General features: G+C 63.0%; 23 protein-coding genes. 9 read left to right on the forward strand and 14 right to left on the reverse strand.

The features are described 5' to 3' along the window. Positions 1 to 20 precede the first annotated feature (20 nt). From LVD10_RS09450 to LVD10_RS09465, 4 genes are read left to right on the forward strand one after another with little or no spacing between them, the layout of a single operon-like run. On the forward strand, positions 21 to 1,928 hold the full coding sequence (locus tag LVD10_RS09450; RefSeq protein ID WP_232941290.1) for a penicillin-binding protein activator: 1,908 nt from the start codon (positions 21 to 23) through the stop codon (positions 1,926 to 1,928). Then, positions 1,925 to 2,302, forward strand: a complete 378-nt coding sequence (locus tag LVD10_RS09455; protein WP_232941289.1) for a YraN family protein — start codon at positions 1,925 to 1,927, stop codon at positions 2,300 to 2,302. The genes LVD10_RS09450 and LVD10_RS09455 overlap by 4 nt, the downstream gene beginning before the upstream one ends. A 56-nt stretch (positions 2,303 to 2,358) precedes the next feature. Further along, positions 2,359 to 2,949 carry an SIS domain-containing protein gene (locus LVD10_RS09460; protein ID WP_232941288.1) on the forward strand — a complete coding sequence of 197 codons (591 nt, stop codon included), beginning with the start codon at positions 2,359 to 2,361 and terminating at the stop codon, positions 2,947 to 2,949. 3 nt (positions 2,950 to 2,952) lie between these two features. After that, on the forward strand, positions 2,953 to 3,543 hold the full coding sequence (locus LVD10_RS09465) for a BON domain-containing protein (RefSeq protein WP_232941287.1): 591 nt from the start codon (positions 2,953 to 2,955) through the stop codon (positions 3,541 to 3,543). 148 nt (positions 3,544 to 3,691) lie between these two features. Here LVD10_RS09465 and LVD10_RS09470 read toward each other — a convergent pair whose 3' ends face one another. Then, a complete protein-coding gene (locus LVD10_RS09470; protein WP_237063380.1) occupies positions 3,692 to 4,882 on the reverse strand; it encodes an acetyl-CoA C-acyltransferase in 1,191 nt (396 codons plus the stop codon). A gap of 228 nt (positions 4,883 to 5,110) precedes the next feature. Here LVD10_RS09470 and LVD10_RS09475 point away from each other — a divergent pair, with 228 nt between their 5' ends. Beyond that, the gene (locus LVD10_RS09475; RefSeq protein WP_232941285.1) at positions 5,111 to 5,707 is read left to right on the forward strand and encodes a LemA family protein; all 597 of its coding nucleotides are present in this window, start codon (positions 5,111 to 5,113) and stop codon (positions 5,705 to 5,707) included. Continuing rightward, complete coding sequence (locus LVD10_RS09480; protein ID WP_237063382.1) at positions 5,708 to 7,660, forward strand: M48 family metallopeptidase; 1,953 nt, start codon at positions 5,708 to 5,710, stop codon at positions 7,658 to 7,660. A gap of 153 nt (positions 7,661 to 7,813) precedes the next feature. Here the strand turns inward: LVD10_RS09480 and LVD10_RS09485 are convergent, their stop codons facing one another. The 9 genes from LVD10_RS09485 to zapE all read right to left on the reverse strand — a co-directional run bounded on the left by LVD10_RS09485 (position 7,814) and on the right by zapE (position 16,329). Next, complete coding sequence (locus LVD10_RS09485; protein ID WP_232941283.1) at positions 7,814 to 8,428, reverse strand: Yip1 family protein; 615 nt, start codon at positions 8,426 to 8,428, stop codon at positions 7,814 to 7,816. 112 nt (positions 8,429 to 8,540) lie between these two features. Beyond that, entirely contained in the window at positions 8,541 to 9,770 is a 1,230-nt protein-coding gene (locus LVD10_RS09490; protein ID WP_237063384.1) for a GGDEF domain-containing protein, read from the reverse strand. A 160-nt stretch (positions 9,771 to 9,930) separates the two neighbouring features. Then, complete coding sequence (locus LVD10_RS09495) at positions 9,931 to 10,326, reverse strand: ClpXP protease specificity-enhancing factor (protein ID WP_232941281.1); 396 nt, start codon at positions 10,324 to 10,326, stop codon at positions 9,931 to 9,933. A gap of 23 nt (positions 10,327 to 10,349) precedes the next feature. After that, positions 10,350 to 10,976: a glutathione S-transferase N-terminal domain-containing protein gene (locus tag LVD10_RS09500; RefSeq protein ID WP_232941280.1), complete on the reverse strand. Its 627-nt coding sequence runs from the start codon at positions 10,974 to 10,976 to the stop codon at positions 10,350 to 10,352. Positions 10,977 to 11,117: 141 nt separating this feature from the next. Then, positions 11,118 to 13,319 carry a ubiquinol-cytochrome c reductase gene (locus tag LVD10_RS09505; RefSeq protein ID WP_232941279.1) on the reverse strand — a complete coding sequence of 734 codons (2,202 nt, stop codon included), beginning with the start codon at positions 13,317 to 13,319 and terminating at the stop codon, positions 11,118 to 11,120. Then, the gene (petA, locus tag LVD10_RS09510; protein ID WP_232941278.1) at positions 13,316 to 13,915 is read right to left on the reverse strand and encodes a ubiquinol-cytochrome c reductase iron-sulfur subunit; all 600 of its coding nucleotides are present in this window, start codon (positions 13,913 to 13,915) and stop codon (positions 13,316 to 13,318) included. The genes LVD10_RS09505 and petA overlap by 4 nt, the downstream gene beginning before the upstream one ends. Positions 13,916 to 14,228: 313 nt before the next feature. Further along, positions 14,229 to 14,621: a 30S ribosomal protein S9 gene (gene rpsI / locus LVD10_RS09515; RefSeq protein ID WP_232941277.1), complete on the reverse strand. Its 393-nt coding sequence runs from the start codon at positions 14,619 to 14,621 to the stop codon at positions 14,229 to 14,231. Positions 14,622 to 14,635: 14 nt separating this feature from the next. Further along, on the reverse strand, positions 14,636 to 15,064 hold the full coding sequence (rplM, locus tag LVD10_RS09520) for a 50S ribosomal protein L13 (RefSeq protein ID WP_232941276.1): 429 nt from the start codon (positions 15,062 to 15,064) through the stop codon (positions 14,636 to 14,638). Positions 15,065 to 15,189: 125 nt separating this feature from the next. Then, positions 15,190 to 16,329: a cell division protein ZapE gene (gene zapE / locus LVD10_RS09525; protein ID WP_237063386.1), complete on the reverse strand. Its 1,140-nt coding sequence runs from the start codon at positions 16,327 to 16,329 to the stop codon at positions 15,190 to 15,192. Positions 16,330 to 16,550: 221 nt separating this feature from the next. On the opposite strand from zapE, the gene LVD10_RS09530 reads away from it, so the two are divergent. Beyond that, positions 16,551 to 17,009 carry a Z-ring associated ZapG family protein gene (locus tag LVD10_RS09530; protein ID WP_232941274.1) on the forward strand — a complete coding sequence of 153 codons (459 nt, stop codon included), beginning with the start codon at positions 16,551 to 16,553 and terminating at the stop codon, positions 17,007 to 17,009. A 107-nt stretch (positions 17,010 to 17,116) separates the two neighbouring features. Here LVD10_RS09530 and sat read toward each other — a convergent pair whose 3' ends face one another. Further along, a complete protein-coding gene (gene sat / locus LVD10_RS09535; RefSeq protein ID WP_237063388.1) occupies positions 17,117 to 18,307 on the reverse strand; it encodes a sulfate adenylyltransferase in 1,191 nt (396 codons plus the stop codon). Positions 18,308 to 18,463: 156 nt separating this feature from the next. Between sat and LVD10_RS09540 the strand changes: the two genes are divergently transcribed. Both LVD10_RS09540 and LVD10_RS09545 read left to right on the forward strand, forming a co-directional pair. Next, the gene (locus LVD10_RS09540) at positions 18,464 to 19,654 is read left to right on the forward strand and encodes a S1C family serine protease (protein ID WP_232941272.1); all 1,191 of its coding nucleotides are present in this window, start codon (positions 18,464 to 18,466) and stop codon (positions 19,652 to 19,654) included. A gap of 23 nt (positions 19,655 to 19,677) precedes the next feature. Next, positions 19,678 to 20,139 carry a nuclear transport factor 2 family protein gene (locus tag LVD10_RS09545; protein ID WP_232941271.1) on the forward strand — a complete coding sequence of 154 codons (462 nt, stop codon included), beginning with the start codon at positions 19,678 to 19,680 and terminating at the stop codon, positions 20,137 to 20,139. A 6-nt stretch (positions 20,140 to 20,145) separates the two neighbouring features. On the opposite strand, the gene hisD is transcribed toward LVD10_RS09545, so the two are convergent. The 3 genes from hisD to murA form a co-directional block, all read right to left on the reverse strand. After that, on the reverse strand, positions 20,146 to 21,453 hold the full coding sequence (hisD, locus tag LVD10_RS09550) for a histidinol dehydrogenase (RefSeq protein ID WP_237063390.1): 1,308 nt from the start codon (positions 21,451 to 21,453) through the stop codon (positions 20,146 to 20,148). A 10-nt stretch (positions 21,454 to 21,463) separates the two neighbouring features. Then, entirely contained in the window at positions 21,464 to 22,102 is a 639-nt protein-coding gene (gene hisG / locus LVD10_RS09555; protein WP_237063392.1) for an ATP phosphoribosyltransferase, read from the reverse strand. A gap of 77 nt (positions 22,103 to 22,179) precedes the next feature. Next, positions 22,180 to 23,442 (reverse strand): UDP-N-acetylglucosamine 1-carboxyvinyltransferase, encoded by a 1,263-nt coding sequence (murA, locus tag LVD10_RS09560; protein WP_237063394.1) that lies wholly within the window; start codon positions 23,440 to 23,442, stop codon positions 22,180 to 22,182. Positions 23,443 to 23,454 lie beyond the last annotated feature (12 nt).

The raw sequence follows: 23,454 nt of genomic DNA on the forward strand, positions 1-23,454 counted from the left end.
AAGATTTGTGGGAGAAATGTATGTCCGCCCTCAACCGGCGCACGCCCCCTGTTGTTACCAGGCTTGCCGCCAGTGTGCTGGCCCTGGCCCTGGCTGCCTGCCAGACCCCGACCCCGAAACCCGATACCGGGCTGGCCAGCGGGCCGGTGACCGCCGAAGCCAGTCGTGGCACGGCGATGGAAATGCTGCAAAGTGCCAGGGACATGGACGCGCCGCAGCGCGACCAGCAGACGGTCAAGGCTGCCGCCATTCTATACGGACTGGGCGACAATGCGACCGCCCAACAGGCCCTCGATGGGGTCGAGCCAAAAAACCTGGACGATGTGCAGTACGCGCAGTACGCCCACGTATACGGCAATGTGCTGGCCGCGCAGGATGAATTTTTCCGCGCCCTGGACCTGGCCACCGCACCGCGCCTGGATGGCAACTGGCTGCGCCTGCCGCCGGATACCTCCCTGCCCCTGCGCAACCTGCGGGCCCAGCTCTGGGGCCTGCTGGGTGATATCGACAGCGCCATCGAGGAGCGCCGCCAGATCGCGCACCTGGCCCGTACCCCCGAGGAGATCGCCGAGAACAACAACGGCTTCTGGCAGCTGCTCACCCAGCTGCCCTCCAGCGAGCTGCAGCAGCGTGCCAGCCAGAGCGCCAACCATATGATGCGCGGCTGGTACCAGCTGGCCCTGCTGGGCCGCAGCACCCAGACCGATGTGAGCGGCCAGCTGACGGAATTCAGCCGCTGGCGCCAGCAATGGCCGCGCCATACCGCCGCCATGTACCCGCCGCGGGCCATGCAGCTGCTGGAACGCCTGGCCGCACAGCGGCCCCAGCGCGTCGCGCTGCTGCTGCCACTGTCCGGGCAACTGGGCAGCGCCGGCCGCGCCATCCACGACGGCTTTATGGCCGCCTACTACACCGCGCTGGAAGCGGGAGCGCCCACCCCCGCGGTAGAGGTTTACGATACCGGCACCGCGCAGCCCTTCGACGAGGTCTACCAGGCCGCCGTTGACGCCGGTGCCGAGGTGATTGTGGGGCCGCTGGACAAGGGCAAGGTCGCCAACCTGCTGGCCACCGAGACCCTGCCGGTTACCACCCTGGCCCTCAACTACGGTGACAGTGGCCGCCTCACCGATGACCTGGTGCAGTTCGGCCTGGCGATCGAGGACGAGGCCCGCCAGGTGGCGCGCCATGCCTATCGCCAGGGCCACCGCCAGGCCCTGATCATGGCTTCCGACGCCGGCTGGGGACAGCGCGGCGCCCAGGCTTTCCAGGAGGAGTGGCAACGCCTGGGCGGGCTGGTCAGTGGTCGCAAGACGTTCCACGACAAGAGCAACTTCTCCAAGATGGTCAGTGATGCCCTGCTGATCTCCGACAGCACTGCGCGCGAGGCAGCCCTGCGCCGCACCCTGGCCGCGCCGCTGGAGTTCACCCCGCGCCGCCGGGACGATGCCGATATGCTGTTCCTGGCGGCACAGCCGGGCCAGGCACGCCAGATCAACCCGATGCTGACGTTCCACTACGCCAGTGACCTGCCGGTGTACGCCACGTCGCACGTCTTCGAGGGCAATATCAACCCGCAGCGCGACCGGGATATCAATGGTATCCAGTTCACTGCCCTGCCCTGGCTGTTCGAGGATGAGAACCGCACCAAGCAGAACATCGTCAGCCAGGCCGCACCATCACCCGCGTTCGCACGGCTGTATGCCCTGGGCGCCGATGCCTTCCGCCTCTACCCGCGCCTGCCCATGCTGCGCGAGTTCCCGCAGCAGCGGGTGCACGGCCTGACCGGCGCGCTGCAACTGAGCGATGACGGCCGCATTGTGCGCGAGCAGATCTGGGCGCGGATGGATGAAGGTTCACCGGTACCGGTGACCACGGCCGGCGAACCGCTTGGCGAGGCCGGCAGCACAGGGATTGGCGGCGCCCAGTGAGCTTTTTTCGCCGCGGCGACGCCCCGGGCAGCATCGGCTCCCGGATGGAAGCGCACGCGGCACAGTTCCTGCAGAAGGCCGGATTGAAGGTTGCCACGCGCAACTTCCGCAGCCGCCGGGGCGAGATCGATATCGTCGCCTGGGATGGCGATACCCTGGTGTTCGTGGAGGTTCGCTACCGGCGCAACAGCCGCTTCGGCTCGGCCGGTGACTCGGTAGACCGCCGCAAGCAGCGCAAGCTGATGTCCGCCGCCGAGAGCTACCTGCAGGCCCATAAACTGGACTGTCCCTGTCGCTTCGATGTAGTGGCGATAGAGGGTGAGGACGGGCAGGTCGAATGGATTACCGGTGCTTTCGCCGGCGAGACAAGCTGAATAGTCAGCGGTAACGGCAGGGGCCGCTACCCGAGGAGATTACCCAGACGGGATCGATGGAACAGAGAGTTGTAACCCTTTTTCACCGCAGCCTCGAGGCAACCATGAACGGTGGCGAGATACTCGCCCCGCTGATCGCCGAGGCCAGCGATATGATCGTCCATACGCTGCTGGAAGAGCGCAAGCTGCTGATCTGTGGCAACGGTGTCAGCGGCGCGCTGGCACAGAGTTTCTGTGCCCAGCTGGTGGGCGGTTTCGAACGTGAGCGGCCGGGCCTGCCGGCCATCGCCCTGAGCGGTGACGCGGTCTCCCTGAGCACCGTGGCCCGCAATCATGGCCGCGCCGAGTCGTTTGCCCGCTCGGTGCGGGCACTGGGACAACCTGGTGACCTGCTGGTGATCGTCAGCAACGACGGGCGCGACTCCAACCTGGTGCAGGCCATGCGTGCCGCACGCGACCGTGATATGGGCATTCTCGCCCTGACCGGCGGCGACGGCGGGGACTGTGCGGCCCTGCTGGATAATCACGATATTGAACTGCGCGTGCCTTCCGAGGTCGCAGCGGAGGTGCACCAGGTACATCTGTTAACCATTTTCTGTCTGTGCGATCTCATCGACAGCAGTTTGTTCGGTGGCTACGAGGACTGAACCATGACCATCAAGCTTTTCAACCGCAACCTTAACCTGGCCCTTGTGCTGGTGCTCAGTACGGCTTTCGCCGGCTGTGCCTCGGTACTGGAAGCCACCAGCGACGGCCCCATCCAGCAGGATCCGGGCAAGCGCTCGCTGGGCACCTACATGGACGACCAGAAGATCGAGACCGTCACCACGGTCAATATCAACAAGGCGCACCCCGCCCTCAAGGAAGCCAACATCAACGTCAACGTGTTCAATGGCGTGGTGCTGCTGACCGGCCAGGTCAATGATCCGGAGATGCGCCTGCTGGCCGGGCGCACCGCACAGCAGGTGAAAAACGTGCGCCAGGTCTACAACGAAATCCAGGTGCGCGGCAATGTATCCCTGCTCGCCAGCAGCAGCGATGCGTGGCTCAGCACCAAGGTGCGCAGTGCCCTGCTCGCCGACAAGGAAGTGGACAGTGGCCGCATCAACGTCGTCACCGAAAACGGCGTGGTCTACCTGATGGGCCTGCTGACCCGTGCGGAGGCAGAAATGGCAGCGGACGTTACCCGCAGTATCGGCGGTGTCCAGAAGGTCGTGAAGGCTGTGGAGTACGTGGACTGAGGCGGTCTCCCGCACCGGCAGTGACCGGAGCCGCATAAAAAAACGGAGGCAGGGCCTCCGTTTTTTTTATGCCTGGATTCAGTGCCTGCCACCCACCCCGCTGTCCCGCCACGGCCGGGCGGGACAGGGGCTGGTGCGCAGGGCCAGGTCAGACCCGCTCGATGGCAATGGCGGTCGCCTCGCCACCACCAATGCAGAGGCTGGCCACGCCCTTGTTGAGCCCGCGCTTCTCCAGCGCCCCCAGGAGGGTAACGATGATGCGCGCACCGCTGGCGCCCAGCGGATGGCCCAGGGCACAGGCGCCGCCATTCACATTGACCTTGTCGTGCGGCAGGCCGAGTTCCTTCATGGCCGACATGGTGACCACCGCGAACGCCTCATTGATCTCGAATAGGTCGACATCGCCGGTACTCCAGCCGGTTTTTTCCAGCAGTGCCTGCATGGCGCCCACCGGCGCAGTGGTGAACCACTCCGGCTCCTGGGCAAACTGGGTCTGGCCGCGCAGTACCGCCAGCGGCTTCAGGCCGCGGCGCTTCGCCTCGCTCTCGCGCATCAGCACCAGTGCCGCGGCACCATCGGAGATGGAGCTGGCATTGGCCGCAGTCACAGTGCCGTCCTTGCGGAACGCCGGCTTCAGCTGCGGAATCTTGTCCGGGCGGACACTGCCCGGCCCCTCATCCACGCTGACCTCCACATCGCCACGGCGCGAGGAAATGGTGACCGGGGTAATCTCGCGCTCGAAAGCGCCCTCTTCAATCGCGGCATTGGCGCGCGCCAGGGATTCCAGGGCGAAATTGTCCTGTTCCTCGCGGGTGAATTCATACTTGTCCGCGGTGCACTCGGCAAAGTTGCCCATCAGCTGGCCGTCATAGGCGTTTTCCAGGCCGTCGAGGAACATGTGGTCCATTACCTTGCCGTGGCCCAGGCGCATGCCGCCGCGGGCCTTGGGCAGCAGGTAGGGGGCATTGCTCATGCTTTCCATGCCACCGGCCACCACCACACTGGCATCACCCACCAGCAGGGCATCGCGGGCCATCATCACGGTTTTCATACCCGAGCCGCATACCTTGTTCACGGTGCTGGTCGGGGTGCCCTCGGGAATACCGGCCCCCAGCGCCGCCTGTCGCGCCGGTGCCTGGCCCACGCCCGCGGGCAGTACACAGCCCATCAGCACCTCATCGACGTCGCTCCCGGAAATCCCGGCATCCGCCAGCGCCGCGCGGATCGCCGCGGACCCCAGTTGCGGAGCACTGAGTGCAGACAGGGCTCCCTGCATTGCGCCCATGGGCGTGCGCGCCATTCCGACAATGACCACTGGATCCGAATTTACATCACTCATACGCTGCTCCGATTCTGTGCCGGCGTCCTGGTACGCGCCGGCGATCTATTTATTGCGGCGGCATTATAACCGATCCGCGGGCCACTGCCGCCATGCGTCCCTGGTCGGGTCTCCCCCACCCGGTCACCGCCCGGGTGAGCGCAGGATTGCGGCCTTGCTCAAGTCACCGGCAACCCGGGCCATGCTAGTATCGGCGCCACAAAAACCGCGATAACAATAGGATGACAAATGGAATTCTCGGGAATTTTCTGGATCGTGGCCATCGCCGCGCTGCTGTTCTACGTAATCAGCATCTACAACAAACTGGTTTCACTGAAAAACCGCTACCAGAACGCCTTTGCGCAGATCGAGGTGCAACTGAAACGCCGCTATGACCTGATCCCCAACCTGGTGGATACCGCCAAGGGCTACCTGAAGCATGAACGTGACACCCTGGAAGCGGTGATAAGTGCCCGCAATACGGCCCTCAGCGGCCTCAAGTCCGCCGCTGCGGACCCGGGCAACCCCAAGGCGATGGCTGACCTGGGGCACGCCGAGGGAGCCCTGGCCGGGGCGCTGGGCCGCCTGAACGTGGTCATGGAGGCCTATCCCGACCTCAAGGCCAACCAGAACATGATGCAGCTGAGCGAGGAGCTGACCAGCACGGAAAACAAGGTCGCCTTTGCCCGCCAGGCGTTCAACGATTCGGTCATGGCTTACAACATTTACCGCCAGAGCTTCCCGCCGGTTTTCTTTGCCGGCTTTTTCGGCCACCGGGACGACGCACGCCTGCTGGAGTTTGAAGACTCGGCAGAATTCCAGGCAGCGCCACGCGTGGAGTTTTAAATGAACTTTTTCGAGCAGCAGGACCGCGCGCGCCGCAACAGTACCCTGCTGGTGGGCCTGTTCGCCCTCGCCGTTTTCCTGCTGATTGCCATCACTACCCTGCTGGCAGCAGCGCTCACCGCCTACAGCCGCGGGCAGGATTTCAGCCTCGCCAGCGCGATACCGCAACTGGGCTGGGAAACCGTGGCGATGATCGCCCTGTCGATTCTCGCTGTTATCGGCCTCGGCAGCCTGTACAAGCTGCGCCAGCTCGCCGCCGGCGGCCAGGCCGTGGCGGAGTCCCTGGGCGGGCGCAAGATCAATCTCTCACCAGACGGTGTGGCAGAGCAACGGGCACTGAACGTGGTGGAGGAAATGGCCATCGCGTCCGGTACTCCGGTCCCGGATGTATATGTCATCGAGGACCCGGCCATCAATGCCTTTGCCGCCGGGATAAAACCCGCCGACGCGGTGATCGGACTGACCCGCGGCAGTATCGAGCGCCTCAGCCGGGCTGAACTGCAGGGAGTGGTAGCCCACGAGTTCAGCCACATCCTCAACGGCGACATGCGCCTCAACCTCCGTATTGTCGGCCTGCTGCACGGTATCCTGATCATCGGCCTGCTCGGCTACTGGCTGCTGCGGGGCTCTCACCTGGGCTCCACGCGGGATAACCGCGGCCGCGCGGCGCTGCTGGGTATCGGCGCCGGGCTGATGGTGATTGGCTATACCGGCACCTTTTTCGGCAACCTGATCAAGGCTGCGGTCAGCCGCCAGCGGGAGTTCCTTGCCGACGCCTCCGCAGTGCAGTTCACCCGCGACAATACCGGCATCGCCGGGGCCCTGAAGAAAATCGGCGGCCACAGCGACAGCTCGACCCTGGCTTCCCGACAGGCTGCAGAATACAGCCATATGTACTTCGCCAGCGGGTTGCGTCGCTCTTTCGCGAACCTGTTCGCCACCCACCCCCCGCTACCGATACGTATCCGGCAGCTGGACCCGGCCTGGAATGGCCAGTTCCCCGCGGCTCCCGCAGCGCCCCCGCCGGCGGCGGTATCCTCACCACTGGCGGCCGGCATTGCCGGTGAGGCGCCACTGGAATCAGTGGCCGCGGCGGTGGATAACAGTATTGCCAATCCCGGCGAGGAACACACCGACTACGGCCGCCAGCTGCTGGCTGCGGTGCCCCCGGCCCTGCACGCCGCGGCCCACGATCCATTTGCCGCGCGGGCCGTGGTGTACCGCCTGATGCTCCACCGGGACCAGGCTCGGCGCGAGGAGCAGTACCAGATGCTGCGCAAGCTCGCCCATCCCGCAGTAATGCGGGAAATGGACCGGCTGGAGGGGGATTTCAGCGCCATGCCGGAATGCTCACGACTGCCCCTGCTGGACCTCTGCGTGCCGGCCCTGCGGGGCCTCGTGCCCCAGCAGTACCAGGTTTTTAAACGCAACCTGATCAAGCTGCTGCGCAGTGACAATCGGGTCGACCTGTGGGAGTGGGCCCTCTACCGCTTGCTGATGCACGCCCTGGAGGACAGTCCGGACCGGCAGCGACTGGCTTCCGGGCCCCGCGCGCACCGGCACGCTGCGGGCTTCCTGCTCGCGGCCATGGCACATGCCGGCAACCCCGACTACCTGGAGGCCAAGCGGGCGTTCGAGGCGGGAATGAACGCGCTGCAACTGGAGCGCATCCCCCTGCCGGCGCGACGGGATATCACCCTCGCACGGCTGGACAAGGCCGTGGCCATCGCCGCGGGCGAGCGGCCCCTGCGCAAGCCCGCCCTGCTCAAGGCCATGGCTACAACCATGGCCCACGACGGCCTGATCGCAGCCGAGGAAATCGAGCTGCTGCGGGCGGTGGCGGACAGCCTGGACTGCCCGATGCCCCCCATCTGCCCGCAGGTGGTAGACCGGAGTCTCTCCAGGGGTGCGCCGGCCGGCGCCACCGGCCGCCAGGCAACGCCGACAGGCTGAAACAGAAAAGCCGGCCCTGTGGCCGGCTTTTTTTATTCCCGTTAAACACCCGCAAATAACATTGGGCGGCATTCCCCGGTAGCTGCGGTACTCTCAAGAGGCGGCGCCAAGAGGCACTGCAGCTCACCCCGCTCGCATCGGTGTTCCGGCAGGTCAATTCTGGTAGATCGGTCCCACGCCCATACTCCAGAGAATCACGGACCCCACCCGCACTGTCACCAGCAGGACCAGCCCTACCGTCACCACCGATGTGGCGTACATAAACGACTGCTCTTTACTCAGGTTCATCAGTATGGGAATGCCCTCGTAGATCAGGTAGATCGAGTAGCAGGCGGCGAGCATGGTCACCCCCGCGTTTACCCACAGGTTGGGATAGAGCCCGATAAAGCCCACCAGGAAAATGGGTGTGGTGACGAAAACCGCAAGCGCCGTACCCTCGTAATGCCGGGTTTCCTCGTTACCCTCGACCATATATGTCTTTGCCATCCAGTTGATGAACTCGCCGAACAGGTAGACCCCGATCAGCATGGCCAGGTAGGTGAGAATGGCCAGGGTCGCGGCACTCGCCGGGGTGAGCTTGGCGACGTTATCCCCGACCCGGAAACCGAACTGGGTAACACCGATGTAACCGCTGATACAGGGAATCAGGGCGAGGAAGGGCACATGGCTGAGGAAAACCTGGGCAAAAGAGTGCTTGTCGGCACGGATTGCCTTCCACTCCTTGTCCGGGTTGGTGAGGATGCCGAGGGTATGACTCAGGATTCGCACGCTTCTTCTCCCTATTTCGCTTTTGCTAGCAGTATCGGGGGACAGCACCCGATTCACCAACACTTAAGAAGAATAGCACGCCAATTTTCCGCGGAGCCGATAGCGTCGAATACTAGCGGTGGGCACATACCCGGTTGCGACCGCCGCGCTTGGCCCGGTACAGGGCTTTGTCGGCCGCCGCCAGCACCTGGTCCGGAGCCCGCATCTCCCGGGATGCGGACGCCAGCCCCACGCTCACCGAAGTCTTGATCGCCTGGCTGCCGCCGCGCCCCCGCAGGCGCTTGCCTTTTGCCTTCTTGGCCGGCCGGCCGGCGCCACGGATACGCAAGGGATAGGCGGCAATTTTATCGCGCATCCGCTCCAGCGAGCGCTCGGCGCGCTCGCCATCACGGCCCCGGAACACCACCACAAATTCCTCGCCGCCATAACGGAACGCCCTGCCACCGCCGTACCGGGCAATCTTGCCCGCCACCATCCGCAGCGCCTGGTCCCCTACCTGGTGTCCATGGCGGTCATTGAGCTTCTTGAAGTGATCGATATCCACCACGGCGATACTGTAGTTGCGTCCCAGGGTGAGCAGGTAACGGCTGTAGGCGCGGCGCGAGGGGATACCGGTCAGCTCATCCCGGAAGGCCAGCTCGTATGCGCTGCGCAACGCCAGCAGGGCCAGCAGCAGCCCGGCACAGACCGCCAGGATCAACAGGGTACGGCTCCCACCACCCAGCACGTATACCGACAGGGCGAGGAGAATACAGGAGAGGAGGCCCAGGTTAACCGGGTCCCGGTGCACCATGGACACCGCTACACCCAGCGGTACAGCCAGCAGGAAAGCCAGGTCAGCCCAATTGAGCCCCGCCAGCCAGCCACCCGGCATGCCAGGTGACAGCCCGGAGACCAGTGCCGCCAGTGGCCTGGCCGATGAGAGGGCAGAGCTGCAACACTCGTACAGGGATACCAGCCCCAGGGCCTCGCCCGCCAGCACTGCCGTGAGCAACAGGCCAAAGCCGCTGAGCACGCTGCGATCACGCAGGCCCATAATAAGCGCGGTATTAAGAGACACCAGCGCCAGGCCGTGCACGGTCAACCATGGACGCGACGAGGCGGGCAGCTGCTCCAGCAGGATAAACCCTGCCAGTAACTGGCCCGCGACAAAGGCGAGCCGGCTGGATTTGAAATAGACGCCCAGCGCCAGCGCGGCTGCCAGCAACAACATCGCCAGCCGGGGCGCAAGGTCCAGGTCGATGGAAACGGGCTGGAAATAGAGCGCCGCAGCCAGGCCCAGGGCCAGTGCGGGCACCCAGCCCTGGCGGAATATATGCAGGATTTGCGATATCAACGGCATCGTCACTTCACAGTCCAACGGGGATGCCGATTATAGGGATTGGGTCACGCGCCATCCGGCACTGGGTCGCAGACTGGAATGTGAGGGAGTCAGGCAGGGATATGGCCAGTGGACCCGGAGGGGGGAACCGGTCGACAGCCGCGAACGGCTGCCGGCGGAATTACTTGACCACGCGCAGGGAGGGTTTTTTGGCGGATTTCTTGCCCAGGCTGGTGGGTGGCGTGGGCTCCGGCGGTTCGGGGGTTTCCTCAGCCTCGAACACCATGCCCTGCCCGTTCTCCCGTGCATAGATGCCCACCACAGCGCCCACAGGCACCTGGATGTCAGTGGGAACACCGCCGAAACGCGCATTGAAGCGGATTGCGTAGTTATCCATGGTCAGCCCGACCACGGCACTCTCGGAGATATTGAGTACTATCTGGCCATCTTCGTTGACGTGCTGCTGGGGCACCAGCACCCCGGAGAGATGGGTATCCACCAGGATGTAGGGCGTACAGCGGTTGTCGCTGATCCACTCGTAAAAGGCCCGCAGCACATACGGACGATTGGATGTCATGGCCGGTTTACTCAACGATCACCTCAACGCATTTCCCGTTCGAATTCGGTCAGGCTCTGCTGGAATGCCTCACGGGTAAACAGGCGATCCATATAGTCCAGCAACGGCTTGGCCTGCTTGGTCTTCGGCAGGCTGATTTCGAACTGCTCCAGGCGCCACAGCAGCGGGGCCATGCAACAGTCGACCAGGGAGAACTCTTCATTGAAGAAGAACGGCAGGTCGTTGAACAGCGGAGCGATACCTACCAGGCTGTCGCGCAATTCCTTGCGGGCCGCCGTCGCCTCTTTGCCCCCGGCCAGGATCTTGTCCACCAGCGGACACCAGTCCCGTTCGATACGATACATGATCTGGCGGCTCTGGGCGCGCGCCACGGGATAAACCGGCAGCAGTGGCGGGTGCGGGAAGCGCTCGTCCAGGTACTCCATCATGACCTTGGTTTCAAACAACACCAGGTCCCGGTCAACCAGGGTGGGCAGGGAGTTGTAGGGGTTGAGGTCCGCCAGCTCGGCCGGCTTGTCTTCCGGGTCCACATCGATGATATCGACAGAAACCCCTTTCTCCGCGAGCACGATACGCACGCGATGACTCAAATGACTACGACCATCGGAAAAGAAGGTCATGGAGGAGCGCTTGTTGGTGGGCACACCCATCTTGTAACTACCTCAAACTGGCGGCCGGCAATGCGCCGGCCGGGGATCCGAAAAACGAAAGGGTGATGGAGCAGCTCCACCACCCAGACACGGCGCCCGCTACTGGCTGGCGCCGGATAACTTTTGGCGATCGACCGCGGTTCAGTGCCCGATGTCTTTCCAGTACTCGCGGTTCAGCAACCAGGCGAACGCGAAGAATACGAGGATGAAGGCCAGCACATAGAAGCCCACGCGCTTGCGATCTTCCGCCATCGGCTCGGCGATGTACTCCATAAAGTTCACCAGGTCATACATGGCCTGGTCGAACTCCGCGTCGGTCATGGAACCCTTGACCTCGCCCACCTGCAGGCTGCCACAGTCGGCATCCATGATCGGGTTACCCAGCTCATCGCGCACTACATGGCCGTGGTCACGCTTCGGACCCGGGGCGCATTCCGGCAGGCCCTGCAGCTCCATCAACACGTGCGGCATACCCACGTTCGGGAAAACCTTGTTGTTCACGCCGGTCGGGCGGCTGTCATCCTTGTAAAAACTGCGCAGGTAAGTGTAGAGCCATTCCGGGGAGCGGGACCGGGCCACCAGCGTCAGGTCGGGCGGCGCGGCGCCGAACCAGACCTTGGAATCCTCCGGCCGCATGGAGATCTTCATCAGGTCGCCGATCTTGTCGTCGCCCAGCACCAGGTTCTGCACCATCAGCTCATTGGGGATTTCCAGATCGCTGGCCACCCGCCCCCAGCGGGAAAAGTTGGCGCTGTGGCACCCCATGCAGTAGTTGACGAAATACTTGGCGCCGCGCTGCAGGGACGGCTTGTCCTGCAGGTCGATATTGATGTGGTCCAGCTCCACGGTGCTCTCCGCACCCACTGCCTTGATCGGCAGGAAGGCCAGCAGGAAGACCACCACGATACCCATAAACAGGACCCCGAACGTCTTCTCACCCGACGGGCTGGTAACCCGGGTCGGCGGCTCGCCGATGTGGTCGCGGCTGGTCAGCCACGGCAGCGCCGCGAACAGGCCAGCCAGGACCAGGGCTGAAATGCCCACGAACAGGCTCGCCTTGAAGTTGCTGACCGCCATCCACAGGAACAGCAGGCCGAAAATACCGCTCACCACCCAGGACGCCATGCTCTTGCGCTCGGTCGGGTTGGACCAGATAGGCATGGTGATGAAGTAAGCGAAGTAGAACAGCGTCGCTACCTGTGCCAGGAAGTTACGGCCCGGGGTCGGCGACTTCACACCCAGGTAACCCAGGATGATGAACACCGCGGCAAACACCAGCAGCAGCGCTTTCGGCAGCACGCCCTTGTAGCGGATGGAGCGCACAGGGCTCTTGTCCAGCCAGGGCAGCACGAACAGGATCGCAATCGCCGCGCCCATGGCCACCAGGCCCAGGAACTTGGCGGTCAGCGGGCCGATATCGATGGTTACTGCACGCAGGATGGCGTAGAAGGGCGTGAAGTACCATACCGGGGCAATATGCGCCGGGGTCTTCAGCGGGTTTGCCTCCTCAAAGTTGGCAAATTCCAGGAAGAAGCCGCCCATCTCCGGGAAGAAGAACACCACTACACAGAAGATAAACAGGAATACCGCAATACCCACCAGGTCGTGCACGGTGTAGTACGGGTGGAAGGCAACACCGTCTTTCGGCACGCCATTCTCGTCCTTCACCTTCTTGATATCGATACCGTCGGGGTTGTTGGACCCCACTTCGTGCAGCGCCAGGATGTGCAGCACTACCAGCAGCACCAGTACCAGCGGCAGCGCGATCACGTGCAGCGAGAAGAAGCGGGTCAGGGTGATACCGGAGATCAGGTAGTCACCACGAATCCACTGTACCAGGTCCTCACCAATCCCGGGGATGGCACCAAACAGGGACACGATCACCTGGGCACCCCAGTAGGACATCTGGCCCCACGGCAGCACGTAGCCCATGAAGGCCTCGGCCATCAGGACCAGGTAGATACACATACCGAAGATCCACACCAGCTCGCGCGGCGGCTTGTAAGAGCCGTACATCAGGGCGCGGAACATATGCAGGTAGACCACCACAAAGAAGGCGGATGCGCCGGTGGAGTGCAGGTAGCGGATCAGCCAGCCCCATTCCACGTCACGCATGATGTACTCGACGGAAGCGAAGGCGCCGTCAGCGGACGGGTTATAGCTCATCACCAGCCAGATGCCGGTCAGCAGCTGGTTGGCCAGCACCAGCATCGACAGGACGCCGAAGAAGTACCAGAGGTTGAAGTTCTTGGGCGCGTAATACTTGCCCATATGGGTATCCCAGGCGCGATAAATCGGCAGCCGCTGGTCTACCCAGTCACCCAATGCCGTTAGCCAGTTCATGCGCTGCCCTCCTGGTCCACACCGATTACGATCACATCATCATTTTCATAGGAGTAAGGCGGCACATCCAGGTTGGTCGGGGCCGGCACTCCCGTGTACACGCGACCAGCCATGTCGTACTTGGAGCCGTGGCACGGGCAGAAAAAGCCACCCAGCCAATCAGCACCGCCCAGGTCGGCGGCACCCACCTCGGGGCGGAACATCGGGGCACAGCCAAGGTGCGTGCAGAGTCCTACCAGCACCAGCAGCTGCGGTTTGATGGAACGACTCTTGGGATCGACGTATGCCGGCTGGTTGGACTCCTCAGAATCCGGGTCTCGCAGCATCGGCACAACCTTCTCCAGGTTCTGCAGGGCCTCCTCGCTGCGACGCACCACGTAGACCGGCTTACCACGCCACTCAACGGTGACCATCTGGCCCGGCTCGAGCTTGCTGACATTGTATTTAACCGGGGCGCCGGCCGCCTTGGCCTTGGCACTCGGATTCCAGGACTTAACAAATGGCACGGCAATTCCCACCGCCCCGGCACCACCTACTACAGAGGTGGCAGCGGTCAGGAAACGGCGCCGGCCTACGTTTACACCGTCATCACTCATGACGTAGTTCTCCCATCACAGCTTCTCCCCGGGGGAAGATTGGCTGACCCAAACCCAAAAAAGTTGTAGAAAAGGTCCCTTAAAGGTTCCCCCGGAAAGATTGCCCGGGCGGATTAACCCCAAAAATCAAGCGGATACAAATTCGCGCAATGTTAAAGAAAATGCCATTTTGATACAAGGTAAACACGGAAGGGAACGTCGGGCATCGCGTAGCGAACTGGCCACAAATTAACCAAAACCTGTGACAACTGGCCGACTCCCGCAGGAGACAGGAATAAAAAAGCCCGGCAGGAGCCGGGCTTGAAAAAGCAGATTAACGCTTGGAGAACTGCGGTCTCTTGCGCGCCTTGCGCAGACCCACTTTCTTCCGCTCAACCGCACGCGCATCGCGGGTTACGTAACCCTCTGCACGCAGCGGCTCACGCAGCGCCTCGTCGTACTGCATCAGTGCGCGGGTCAGACCGTGACGGATAGCGCCCGCCTGGCCGAAGGAACCGCCGCCCTTCACAGTGACGTGGATATCAAATTTTTCCACCATATCGACCTTTTCCAGCGGCTGGCGCACGATCATGCGAGCCACTTCGCGGCCGAAATACTGGTCCAGGGTGCGACCGTTCACGGTGATTTTGCCTTCACCCTGCTCGATGAATACACGGGCAGTGGAGGTCTTCCGACGGCCGGTACCGTAATATTGAGTAGTTGCCATAAGAGTATTTCCGTTTAGATCGCCAGTTCAATCGGCTGTTGCGCCGCGTGAGGATGTTCGCTGCCTTTATACACTTTCAGCTTTTTGAACATCGCACGACCCAAAGGACCTTTCGGCAGCATGCCCTTGACGGCGCTCTGGATAGTGCGCTCGGGGGCTTTTTCGATCAGTTTCTCAAAGCTGATGGACTTGAGACCACCGGGGTAGCCGGAGTGGCTGTGGTAGATCTTGTCCTGCGCCTTGCGACCGGTCACGCGGACCTTTTCGGCGTTGATCACAATGATGTAATCACCGGTGTCCACGTGGGGCGTATACTCAGGCTTGTGCTTGCCGCGCAGACGGGTGGCGATCTCGGCGGAAATACGCCCGAGGGTCTTGTCCGCAGCGTCGACAATGTACCAGTCGCGAGTTACCGCTTCCGGCTTGGCACTGTAAGTCTTCATGTTATAAAACACCTGCATTGGGCCCCCGGAATGGAGGCCGTCCCACAAAAGAGCGCGAATACTACATAAGCGCCCGGGGCATTTCAAGGATTATCTGGGTGATTTTTAACCCGCCTGACATCAACTTAGTCTGGACGGTGGGGCCGCGCCAGATACTCCCGCGACTGCATCTCCAGCAGGCGGCTGACCGTGCGTTCAAACTCGAACCGCAGGTGCCGACCCTGGTACAACTCCGCCACTGGCACCTCCGCCGAGATGACCATCTTGACACAGCGGTCATAAAACTCGTCCACCAGATTGATAAAGCGGCGGGCCTGGTTCTCCATGCGCCCATCCATCCGGGGCACATTGGCCAGCAACACGCTGTGATACTCCCGCGCCAGCTCTATATAGTCGTTCTGTGAACGGGGTCCATCGCAGAGTTCCGCGAACTCGAACCAGGCCACATCATCCGCCTCCTTGCGCGCCACGATCGAGCGCCCCTCTATATCCAGTGCCTCGTACTCACGGATCTCGGCCCCCTCCACGATCAGGCTGGCAAAGCTCTCCTCCAGGCTCCGGTCCGCCTCCGCATCGAGGGGACAATGATACAGCTCGGCCCTCTCCAGCGCCCGCAGCCGGTAGTCGGTGCCGCCGTCCACATTCAGCACCCTGGTATGCCGCCGCAGCAGGTCGATGGCCGGCAGGAAGCGCGCCCGCTGCAGGCCATTGCGATACAGGCCCTCTGGCTCGATATTGGAGGTGGCCACCAGTGCCACCCCGCGCCGGAAAAGCGCGTCCAACAGGCTCGCCAGGATCATCGCGTCGGTAATATCGGACACGAAGAACTCGTCAAAGCAGAGAACCCGGGTACGCGCGGCGATACCGTCGGCCACCAGCTCCAGCGGGTTCTTCTCGCCATCGAGGCGCTTGAGCTCGCGATGCACCTCGCGCATAAAGCGATGGAAGTGCGTGCGCTGCTTCTCGGCAAAGGGCAGTGACTCGTAGAATGCGTCCATCAGGTAGGTCTTGCCGCGCCCTACCCCACCCCAGAAATAGAGGCCGGTTTCCGGCTCGCGCGCGGGCCGCTGCCACAACCCTTGCAGGCGCTGCCACAGCCCCTGCGCCTGCCGCTCAGAACACAGTCGCTCATAGAGGTCCTGCAGTTCCTCGACAGCGGCTTCCTGCGCAGGATCGGCGACAAAATCCGGTCGCTGCAGGTCCCGCTGGTAACGCTCGATCGGCGAGAGCCGTGATGGCCGCTGGGTAGAGATGTCGGCAGGCATGGTTCGCTGTTGGACCCTGGGTGGTTGCGAGGGGCGCCACTTTACCAAAATACGCGCAATCCCGCCTAGCGCGGGGACGACCGAGTAGCTGGACCCGATACGGGCTGACCAGCCGGCCATTATTTCCAAATCGCCCCGACGCCAGCGCCTGAATTGCGTATACTAGGCCCTGGACGGCGCCACGGACGGCGCAGACATTCGCAATCCGGGAGACTGTATTCGTGCACTCTACATCCATTCTTATTCTGGTCGGAATTCTGGGACTGGCGCTGGGCGCGCTGCTGGCATTTCTCGCCACCCGCAACCGCGGCGGTATCGACCGCACCCAGGAACTGGAGCTGCGCCTGAAGGAGTCCAACCGCAAGCTCGAGGACTTCCAGCTGCAGGTCAACGAACACTTTGACCAGACTGCCCAGCTGGTCCACAACCTCACCGAGAGCTACCGCGAGGTGCACGAGTACCTGGCGAACAGCGCCATGCGCCTCTCCAGCCAGGATATCGGCCGGCAGATGCTGGAGGCCGGTAGCGGAAAGCTGAGCGAAAACGACGAGAGCCTCAAGAGCGTCGAGCCCCCCCGGGACTGGGCCCCGAAAGAGCCCGGCGCCAAGGGCACCCTGGCCGAGGATTACGGCCTGGACAGGGACCAGCACGAGCGCTCCGAGAGCGTGGCCAATCGCTAACCGGCTCCCTGGGCGAAGAAAGCCAGGAAACAGCACGGCAAGGGCCGCGCGGCGGCAATAAAAAAGGGCGGGTATCAACCCGCCCTTTTTCGTTTCACCTTTCCCGGTCAGATGCTCTGGTAGTAATCCATCAGGATCTGGGCAACCTCCGGGCGGGAGAACTCCGGGGGCGGCGCAATGCCGTCACCCAGCATTTCACGCACCTTGGTGCCGGACAGCAGGATGAAGTCCTCTTTGGTGTGATCCGGCACGTCCCGCATCATCACCACCTTATTCAGCTTTTTTGAGTAGGCCGTGTGATCCGCGCGGAAGATTTCGATCTCCAGCGCCCCTTCCGGTACCTTCTCGTCGAAAATGGTCTGCGCATCGAAGGCGCCGTAATAGTCACCCACGCCGGCGTGGTCGCGGCCCACGATCAGGTGGCTGCAGCCACAGTTCTGGCGGAATACCGCGTGCAGCACAGCCTCGCGCGGCCCGGCATAGAGCATGTCAAAACCATAGCCGGTCACCATCACGGTGTTCGCGGGGAAGTACAGTTCGACCATCTTGCGGATTGACGCATCGCGTACCGGCGCCGGGATATCCCCGGGCTTCAGCTGGCCCAGCAGCATATGGATCAGCACACCATCGGCGTCCACCGACTCCAGGGCCATCTTGCACAGCTCCTCGTGGGCGCGGTGCATCGGGTTGCGGGTCTGGAATGCGACCACCTTGTTCCAGCCGCGCTCGGCGAACTCATGGCGAATCTCCACTGCAGTGCGGAAAGTATCCGGGAAGTCGCTCTGGAAGTAGCTGAAGTTCAGCACCTCGATTGGCCCGGAAATCAGCTTGCGCCCGGCGGACTTGAAGGTGGCCACCCCGGGATGCTTGTCATCCAGCGTGCCGTACACCTCCTCTACGATAGTATTGACCTGCTCGTCAGTGACGGTTTCGATGGCCTCCACATCTATGATCGCGACGACCGGATTACCTTCCACATTGGGGTCGCGCAGCGCAATTCGGGACGCGCCCTCAATGGCGCTGGTGTCCTGCACCATGTTGACCACCGGCACCGGCCAGAACAGGCCATCGGAGGTACGCAGGGACTTCGCCACGCTCAGGGTATCGGCCAGGTTCATATAGCCGTGCAGCGGGTTGAAGTAGCCGGCCCCCAGCATTACCGCATTGGCAGCTGCGGCTGAACTTACCACGATTGACGGCAGGGACTCCGCCTCGTGCATCAGCTGGTGGTGCCGTTCACTGTCGTAGACAAAGCGGGGCTGCAGCTCGACGCTGCCGTGGGGGCGAACCAGGGACATACGGGTCTCCGAAAGTTTATCGTTTCTTGCCAATGGAATAATCAGGAGCACGCATTATACGGAATCCGAGCGTGCACCCAAGGGGCAGCGAATTTGCGGCACGCGATGAATCCGGGCGCCAAACCCGTATAATGGCCGCAAATTCAGGAGGCAAGAGTGTCCTTACAACGATTTCTGCAAGACTGGGCCATCCCCGCAGGCATCGGCCTGCTGCTGGCAGTGGGTGCCCTGCTGCTGTTCCCCCAGCTGCGTGATGGGGCATTCGGTCCCGAGCGGGACGAGTGGAGCGGCCCCGTGTCCTATGCCCGGGCGGTCAATAATGCCAGCCCGGCGGTGGTCAACATTTATACCCGCAGCGCCGTGCCCCAGCAGCGCCACCCGCTGCTGGACAACCCCGCCTTCCGCGCCCTGCTCGAGAGCACCGAGCTTCCCCACCAACTGCGGGACCGCATGCAGGCCAACCTGGGCTCCGGCGTTATCGTGAGCGAGGATGGCTATATCCTCACCAATCACCACGTGATCAACCAGGCCGAAGCGATCACCGTCTACCTGGCCGACGGGCGCGAGGCCCGCGCGGAACTGGTGGGCACCGAGCCAAACTTCGACCTCGCCGTGCTCAGGGTCGACCTCCCCGACCTGCGGACCATCGAGGTGGGCGACCCGGAACAGGCCCAGGTGGGCGATATTGTGCTGGCAATCGGCAACCCCTTTGGCGTCGGCCAGACTGTGACCCAGGGCATCATCAGCGCCACCGGCGCCCGCAACCTGACCAACTACGGCGCGGGCGGCTGGCTACAGAGCTTCCTGCAGACTGATGCGGCGGTAAACCCCGGCAATTCCGGCGGTGCCCTGGTGGATACCCGTGGCCGGCTGCTGGGCATCAACACATCGATCCTGGACAAGAGCGGCTACACCGGCGGTATCAGCTTTGCCATTCCCGCCAACATCGCCCTCAAGGTGATGGAGGACATCATCGAGTATGGCCGCGTGGTGCCGGGCTGGCTGGGGATCGAGGCCGCCGACCTGCGGCAGTTACCGCAGCTGGCCCCCACCCTCAAGCTGCCCCCGTCGACCGAGGGTATCGTGGTGCTCGCCATCTATAACGAGGGCCCGGCCTTCAAGGCCGGCCTGAAGCCCGGCGACGTGCTCACCCATATCAATGGCCTGCCACTCAACAACGGTATTCGCGGCCCGGCGACCATGTTCACCCTGCGCCCGGGCGACACGGTCACCATCAGCTACATCCGCAATGGCATCGAGTCGACCACCGAGGCTATCGTTGCAGAGCCGCCGAAGTCCCAGGGCGAGGACCCCGGCCAGGCAGCGCCACCGCCCACCCAGGAATAACAACCACAATGAGGACGCTAGCCATGCGTATATCCCTGATTCTCGCAATAGCAGTCACCACCCTCCTGGGCACACCGGCAATTGCCGACGATCGCGCCGCCCTGGATAAGCAGCTGGACAACTTCCTCGCCGCCACCCACAAGAAACAGGCACACCAGCGTTTCTGGGCGGAGGACCTGGTCTACACCAGTTCCAGCGGTGCCCGCTTCGGCAAGGAGACGATCCTGCAAGGATTCGAGGGACAGGAACAGCAACCGGCTACCGCCGCTTACCGGGCAGAGGATGTGGATATCCGGCTGTTCGGGGACACTGCTGTCGTGGCCTTCCGGCTGGTGGCCGAGGAAAGGGCGCAGCCCGATGCCGGTGACAAGCCAGGGGACAGCGCCCCGACCTCCTACTTCAACACCGGCACCTTCGTGAAACGTGATGGCGAATGGCGCGCCGTGGCGTGGCAGGCGACCAGGATCCCGGCACAGGAAGACTGACGCGGGTCACTCCTTTACCCGGTACTCGGCCGAACGGGCATGGGCCTCCAGACCCTCGCCGCGGGCCAGGGCCCCGGCTACGCGACCAAGCTGGTCGGCGCCTTCCGGGGAGCAGTGAATAATCGAGCTGCGCTTCTGGAAATCGTACACCCCCAGCGGCGAGGAAAACCGTGCAGTGCCACTGGTAGGCAGTACATGGTTGGGACCGGCACAGTAATCCCCCAGTGCCTCGGCGGTGTGGCGCCCGAGGAAGATCGCCCCCGCATGGCGAATCTGCGGCAGGTAGCTTTCCGGATCCGCCACAGACACTTCCAGGTGCTCGGGGGCGATCCGGTTGGCCACCTCGATGGCCTGCTCAATCGAATCCACCGCGACCAGCGCACCGCGTCCCGCCAGCGATGTGGCAGCGATATCGCGGCGCGGCAATTCATCGAGCAGCTTTTCCAGTGAGGCCTCCACCGCACCAAGGAAACCCCGGTCGGGACTGAGCAGGATCGACTGCGCCTGCTCATCGTGCTCCGCCTGGGATAGCAGGTCCATGGCAATCCAGTCCGGGTCGGTCTGGCCGTCACAGATCACCAGGATTTCAGACGGGCCGGCAATCATATCGATTGCCACACGCCCGAAAACGGCCCGCTTGGCACTGGCAACGAAGATATTGCCCGGACCGACAATCTTGTCCACCCGCCCCACTGTCTCGGTACCATAGGCCAGCGCGGCCACCGCCTGGGCCCCGCCGATGGTGAAGACCCTGTCCACACCCGCAATCGCCGCTGCCGCCAGCACCAGGTCACTGACCTGGCCATCGGGCGCCGGCACCACCATGGTGACGGAATCCACACCGGCCACCCTGGCCGGCAGTGCATTCATGAGCACCGAGGAGGGGTAGCTGGCCTTGCCACCGGGCACATAGATACCCACACGCTCCATCGGCGTGATTTTCTGGCCCAGCACCGTGCCATCGGACTCTGTGTACTGCCAGGATTCCTGCCGCTGGCGCTCGTGGTAGGCACTCACGCGCTCCGCGGCCACCTCAAGGGCTCCGCGCTCGGCCGCGGATATTCTCTGCAGGGCTGCCTGCAGGGCCTCGGCGGACAGCACAAAACCCTTCGCGGATTGCAGGTCGCGGCGATCGAAACGGTTGGTATATTCGATCAGGGCGGCGTCGCCACGGGTGCGAACATCCTGCAGGATGGCAGCTACAGTCTGCTCGACAGCATCATCGGCAACCGATTCCCAGGCGAGCAGATCGTCGAGCTGCCGGTCGAAATCGGCACTTGCGGCATCCAGCCGGCGGATCAGGGCGCTGCTCATATCGGCCACCTCAGCTTGCATCCCGCGCGCTCACAGCGGCGGAGAGTTTCTCGATCAGGGCATTGATGGGGCTGTATTTCATTTTCATCGACGCCTTGTTCACGATCAGGCGACTGCTGATATCCGCGATCTTGTCCCGCGCCTCCAGGCCGTTGGCCCGCAGCGTATTGCCGGTATCGACGATATCCACGATCTCATCGGCCAGCTCCATCAAAGGCGCCAGCTCCATCGCCCCGTACAACTTGATGATATCCGCCTGGCGCCCCTGGGCCGCATAGTAGCGTCGCGCACTCTGCACAAATTTGGTCGCAACCCGGATCCGGCCACGCGGCAGTGCTGCACCGGCGATTCCCGCCGTCATCAACTGGCAGCGTGCGATTCCCAGGTCGAGCGGTTCGTAGAGCCCATCATTAGGATGCTCCAGCAACGTATCCTTGCCCGCCACACCAATGTCAGCGGCCCCGTGCTGCACATAAGTGGGTACATCCACACCGCGCAGGATCAACAGGCGTACGCCATCCTGGTTGGTGGGGAATATCAGCTTGCGGCTCTTGGTGATGTCTTCCTGCGGCTCCAGGCCGGCGGCCGCCAGGAGCGGCAGGGTTTCCTTGAGGATCCGCCCCTTGGTAAGCGCTATTGTGATCTGCATCGTTATGACAGTTATTCAGGTATGTTTTGGGCCACAGGGCCGGGTCCACCCCGGACCCTGTGGTAACTCACTGGGAGTCAGCCGGGCACGCGACGGATGTTGGCACCGAGCTGCTGTAGTTTTTCCTCGATACATTCGTAGCCGCGGTCGATATGGTAGATCCTGTCCACCACTGTGGTGCCCGTGGCCACCATTCCGGCAATCACCAGGCTGGCGGAAGCCCGCAGGTCCGACGCCATCACCGGAGCCCCATTCAGTTGCTCCACACCGGTGACGATTGCGGTATTACCCTCGAGGCTGATATTGGCCCCCATACGATTGAGCTCATGCACCTGGATCAGGCGATTCTCGAAAATCGTCTCGACCACCGTTCCCTTGCCCTCGGCGACAGCGTTGACCACCATCAGCTGCGACTGCATATCAGTAGGGAATGCCGGATACGGGGCGGTGCGGAAACTGACCGCCTTCGGGCGATTGCCCTTCATGTCGAGCTCGATCCAGTCATCACCGGTGCTCAGGTGCGCGCCGGCCTCCTCGAATTTGAGCAGTACCGCATCGAGGATGTCGGCGCGGGTATGGGTCAGGTGCACCTTGCCCCGGGCGGCGGCGGCCGCCGCCAGGAATGTGCCGGTCTCGATCCGGTCGGGCATCACGCTGAAAGTGCAGGAATTCAGCCGCTTGACGCCATGCACCCGCAGGGTATCGGTGCCCACACCCTCGATCTGGGCGCCCATGGCGATCAGGAATTCGGCCAGGTCGACAATTTCCGGCTCCCGCGCAGCGTTGTGCAGAACAGTGGTTCCTTCGGCCAGTACCGCAGCCATCAGCAGATTCTCGGTGCCGCCAACAGTGACCTTCTCCATCACGATATTGGCGCCCTTCAGGCGGCCATTGGAGCGCGCGCGAATAAACCCGCCGTCTATGGTGATCTCGGCACCCATGGCCTCCAGGCCCTTCAGGTGGATATCCACCGGGCGGCTGCCGATGGAGCACCCCCCCGGAAATGACACATTTGCCACCCCGTGGCGGGCGAGCAACGGCCCCAGCACCAGGATGGACGCGCGCATGGTTTTCACCAGCTCGTAGGGTGCCGTCAGCTCATTCACCGAACGGGGATCAATCTCCACCGCCAGTTTCTCGTCCACGGTCACCTCGCACCCCATGCAACGCAGCAGCGTAATCATGGTGGTGATGTCGTTGAGGTGCGGCAGGTTGTGAATATGTACCGGGCCATCGGCCAGCAACGCCGCGGCAAGGATCGGCAGTGCGGCATTCTTGGCTCCGGAAATCCGCAGCTTGCCGGAAATGGGGCTACCGCCCTCAATAATCAGTTTATCCATTCAACCGCGGTC

Origin of the sequence: Microbulbifer zhoushanensis (assembly GCF_021729055.1) — a bacterium.
In the GTDB taxonomy this organism is placed as follows: domain Bacteria; phylum Pseudomonadota; class Gammaproteobacteria; order Pseudomonadales; family Cellvibrionaceae; genus Microbulbifer; species Microbulbifer zhoushanensis.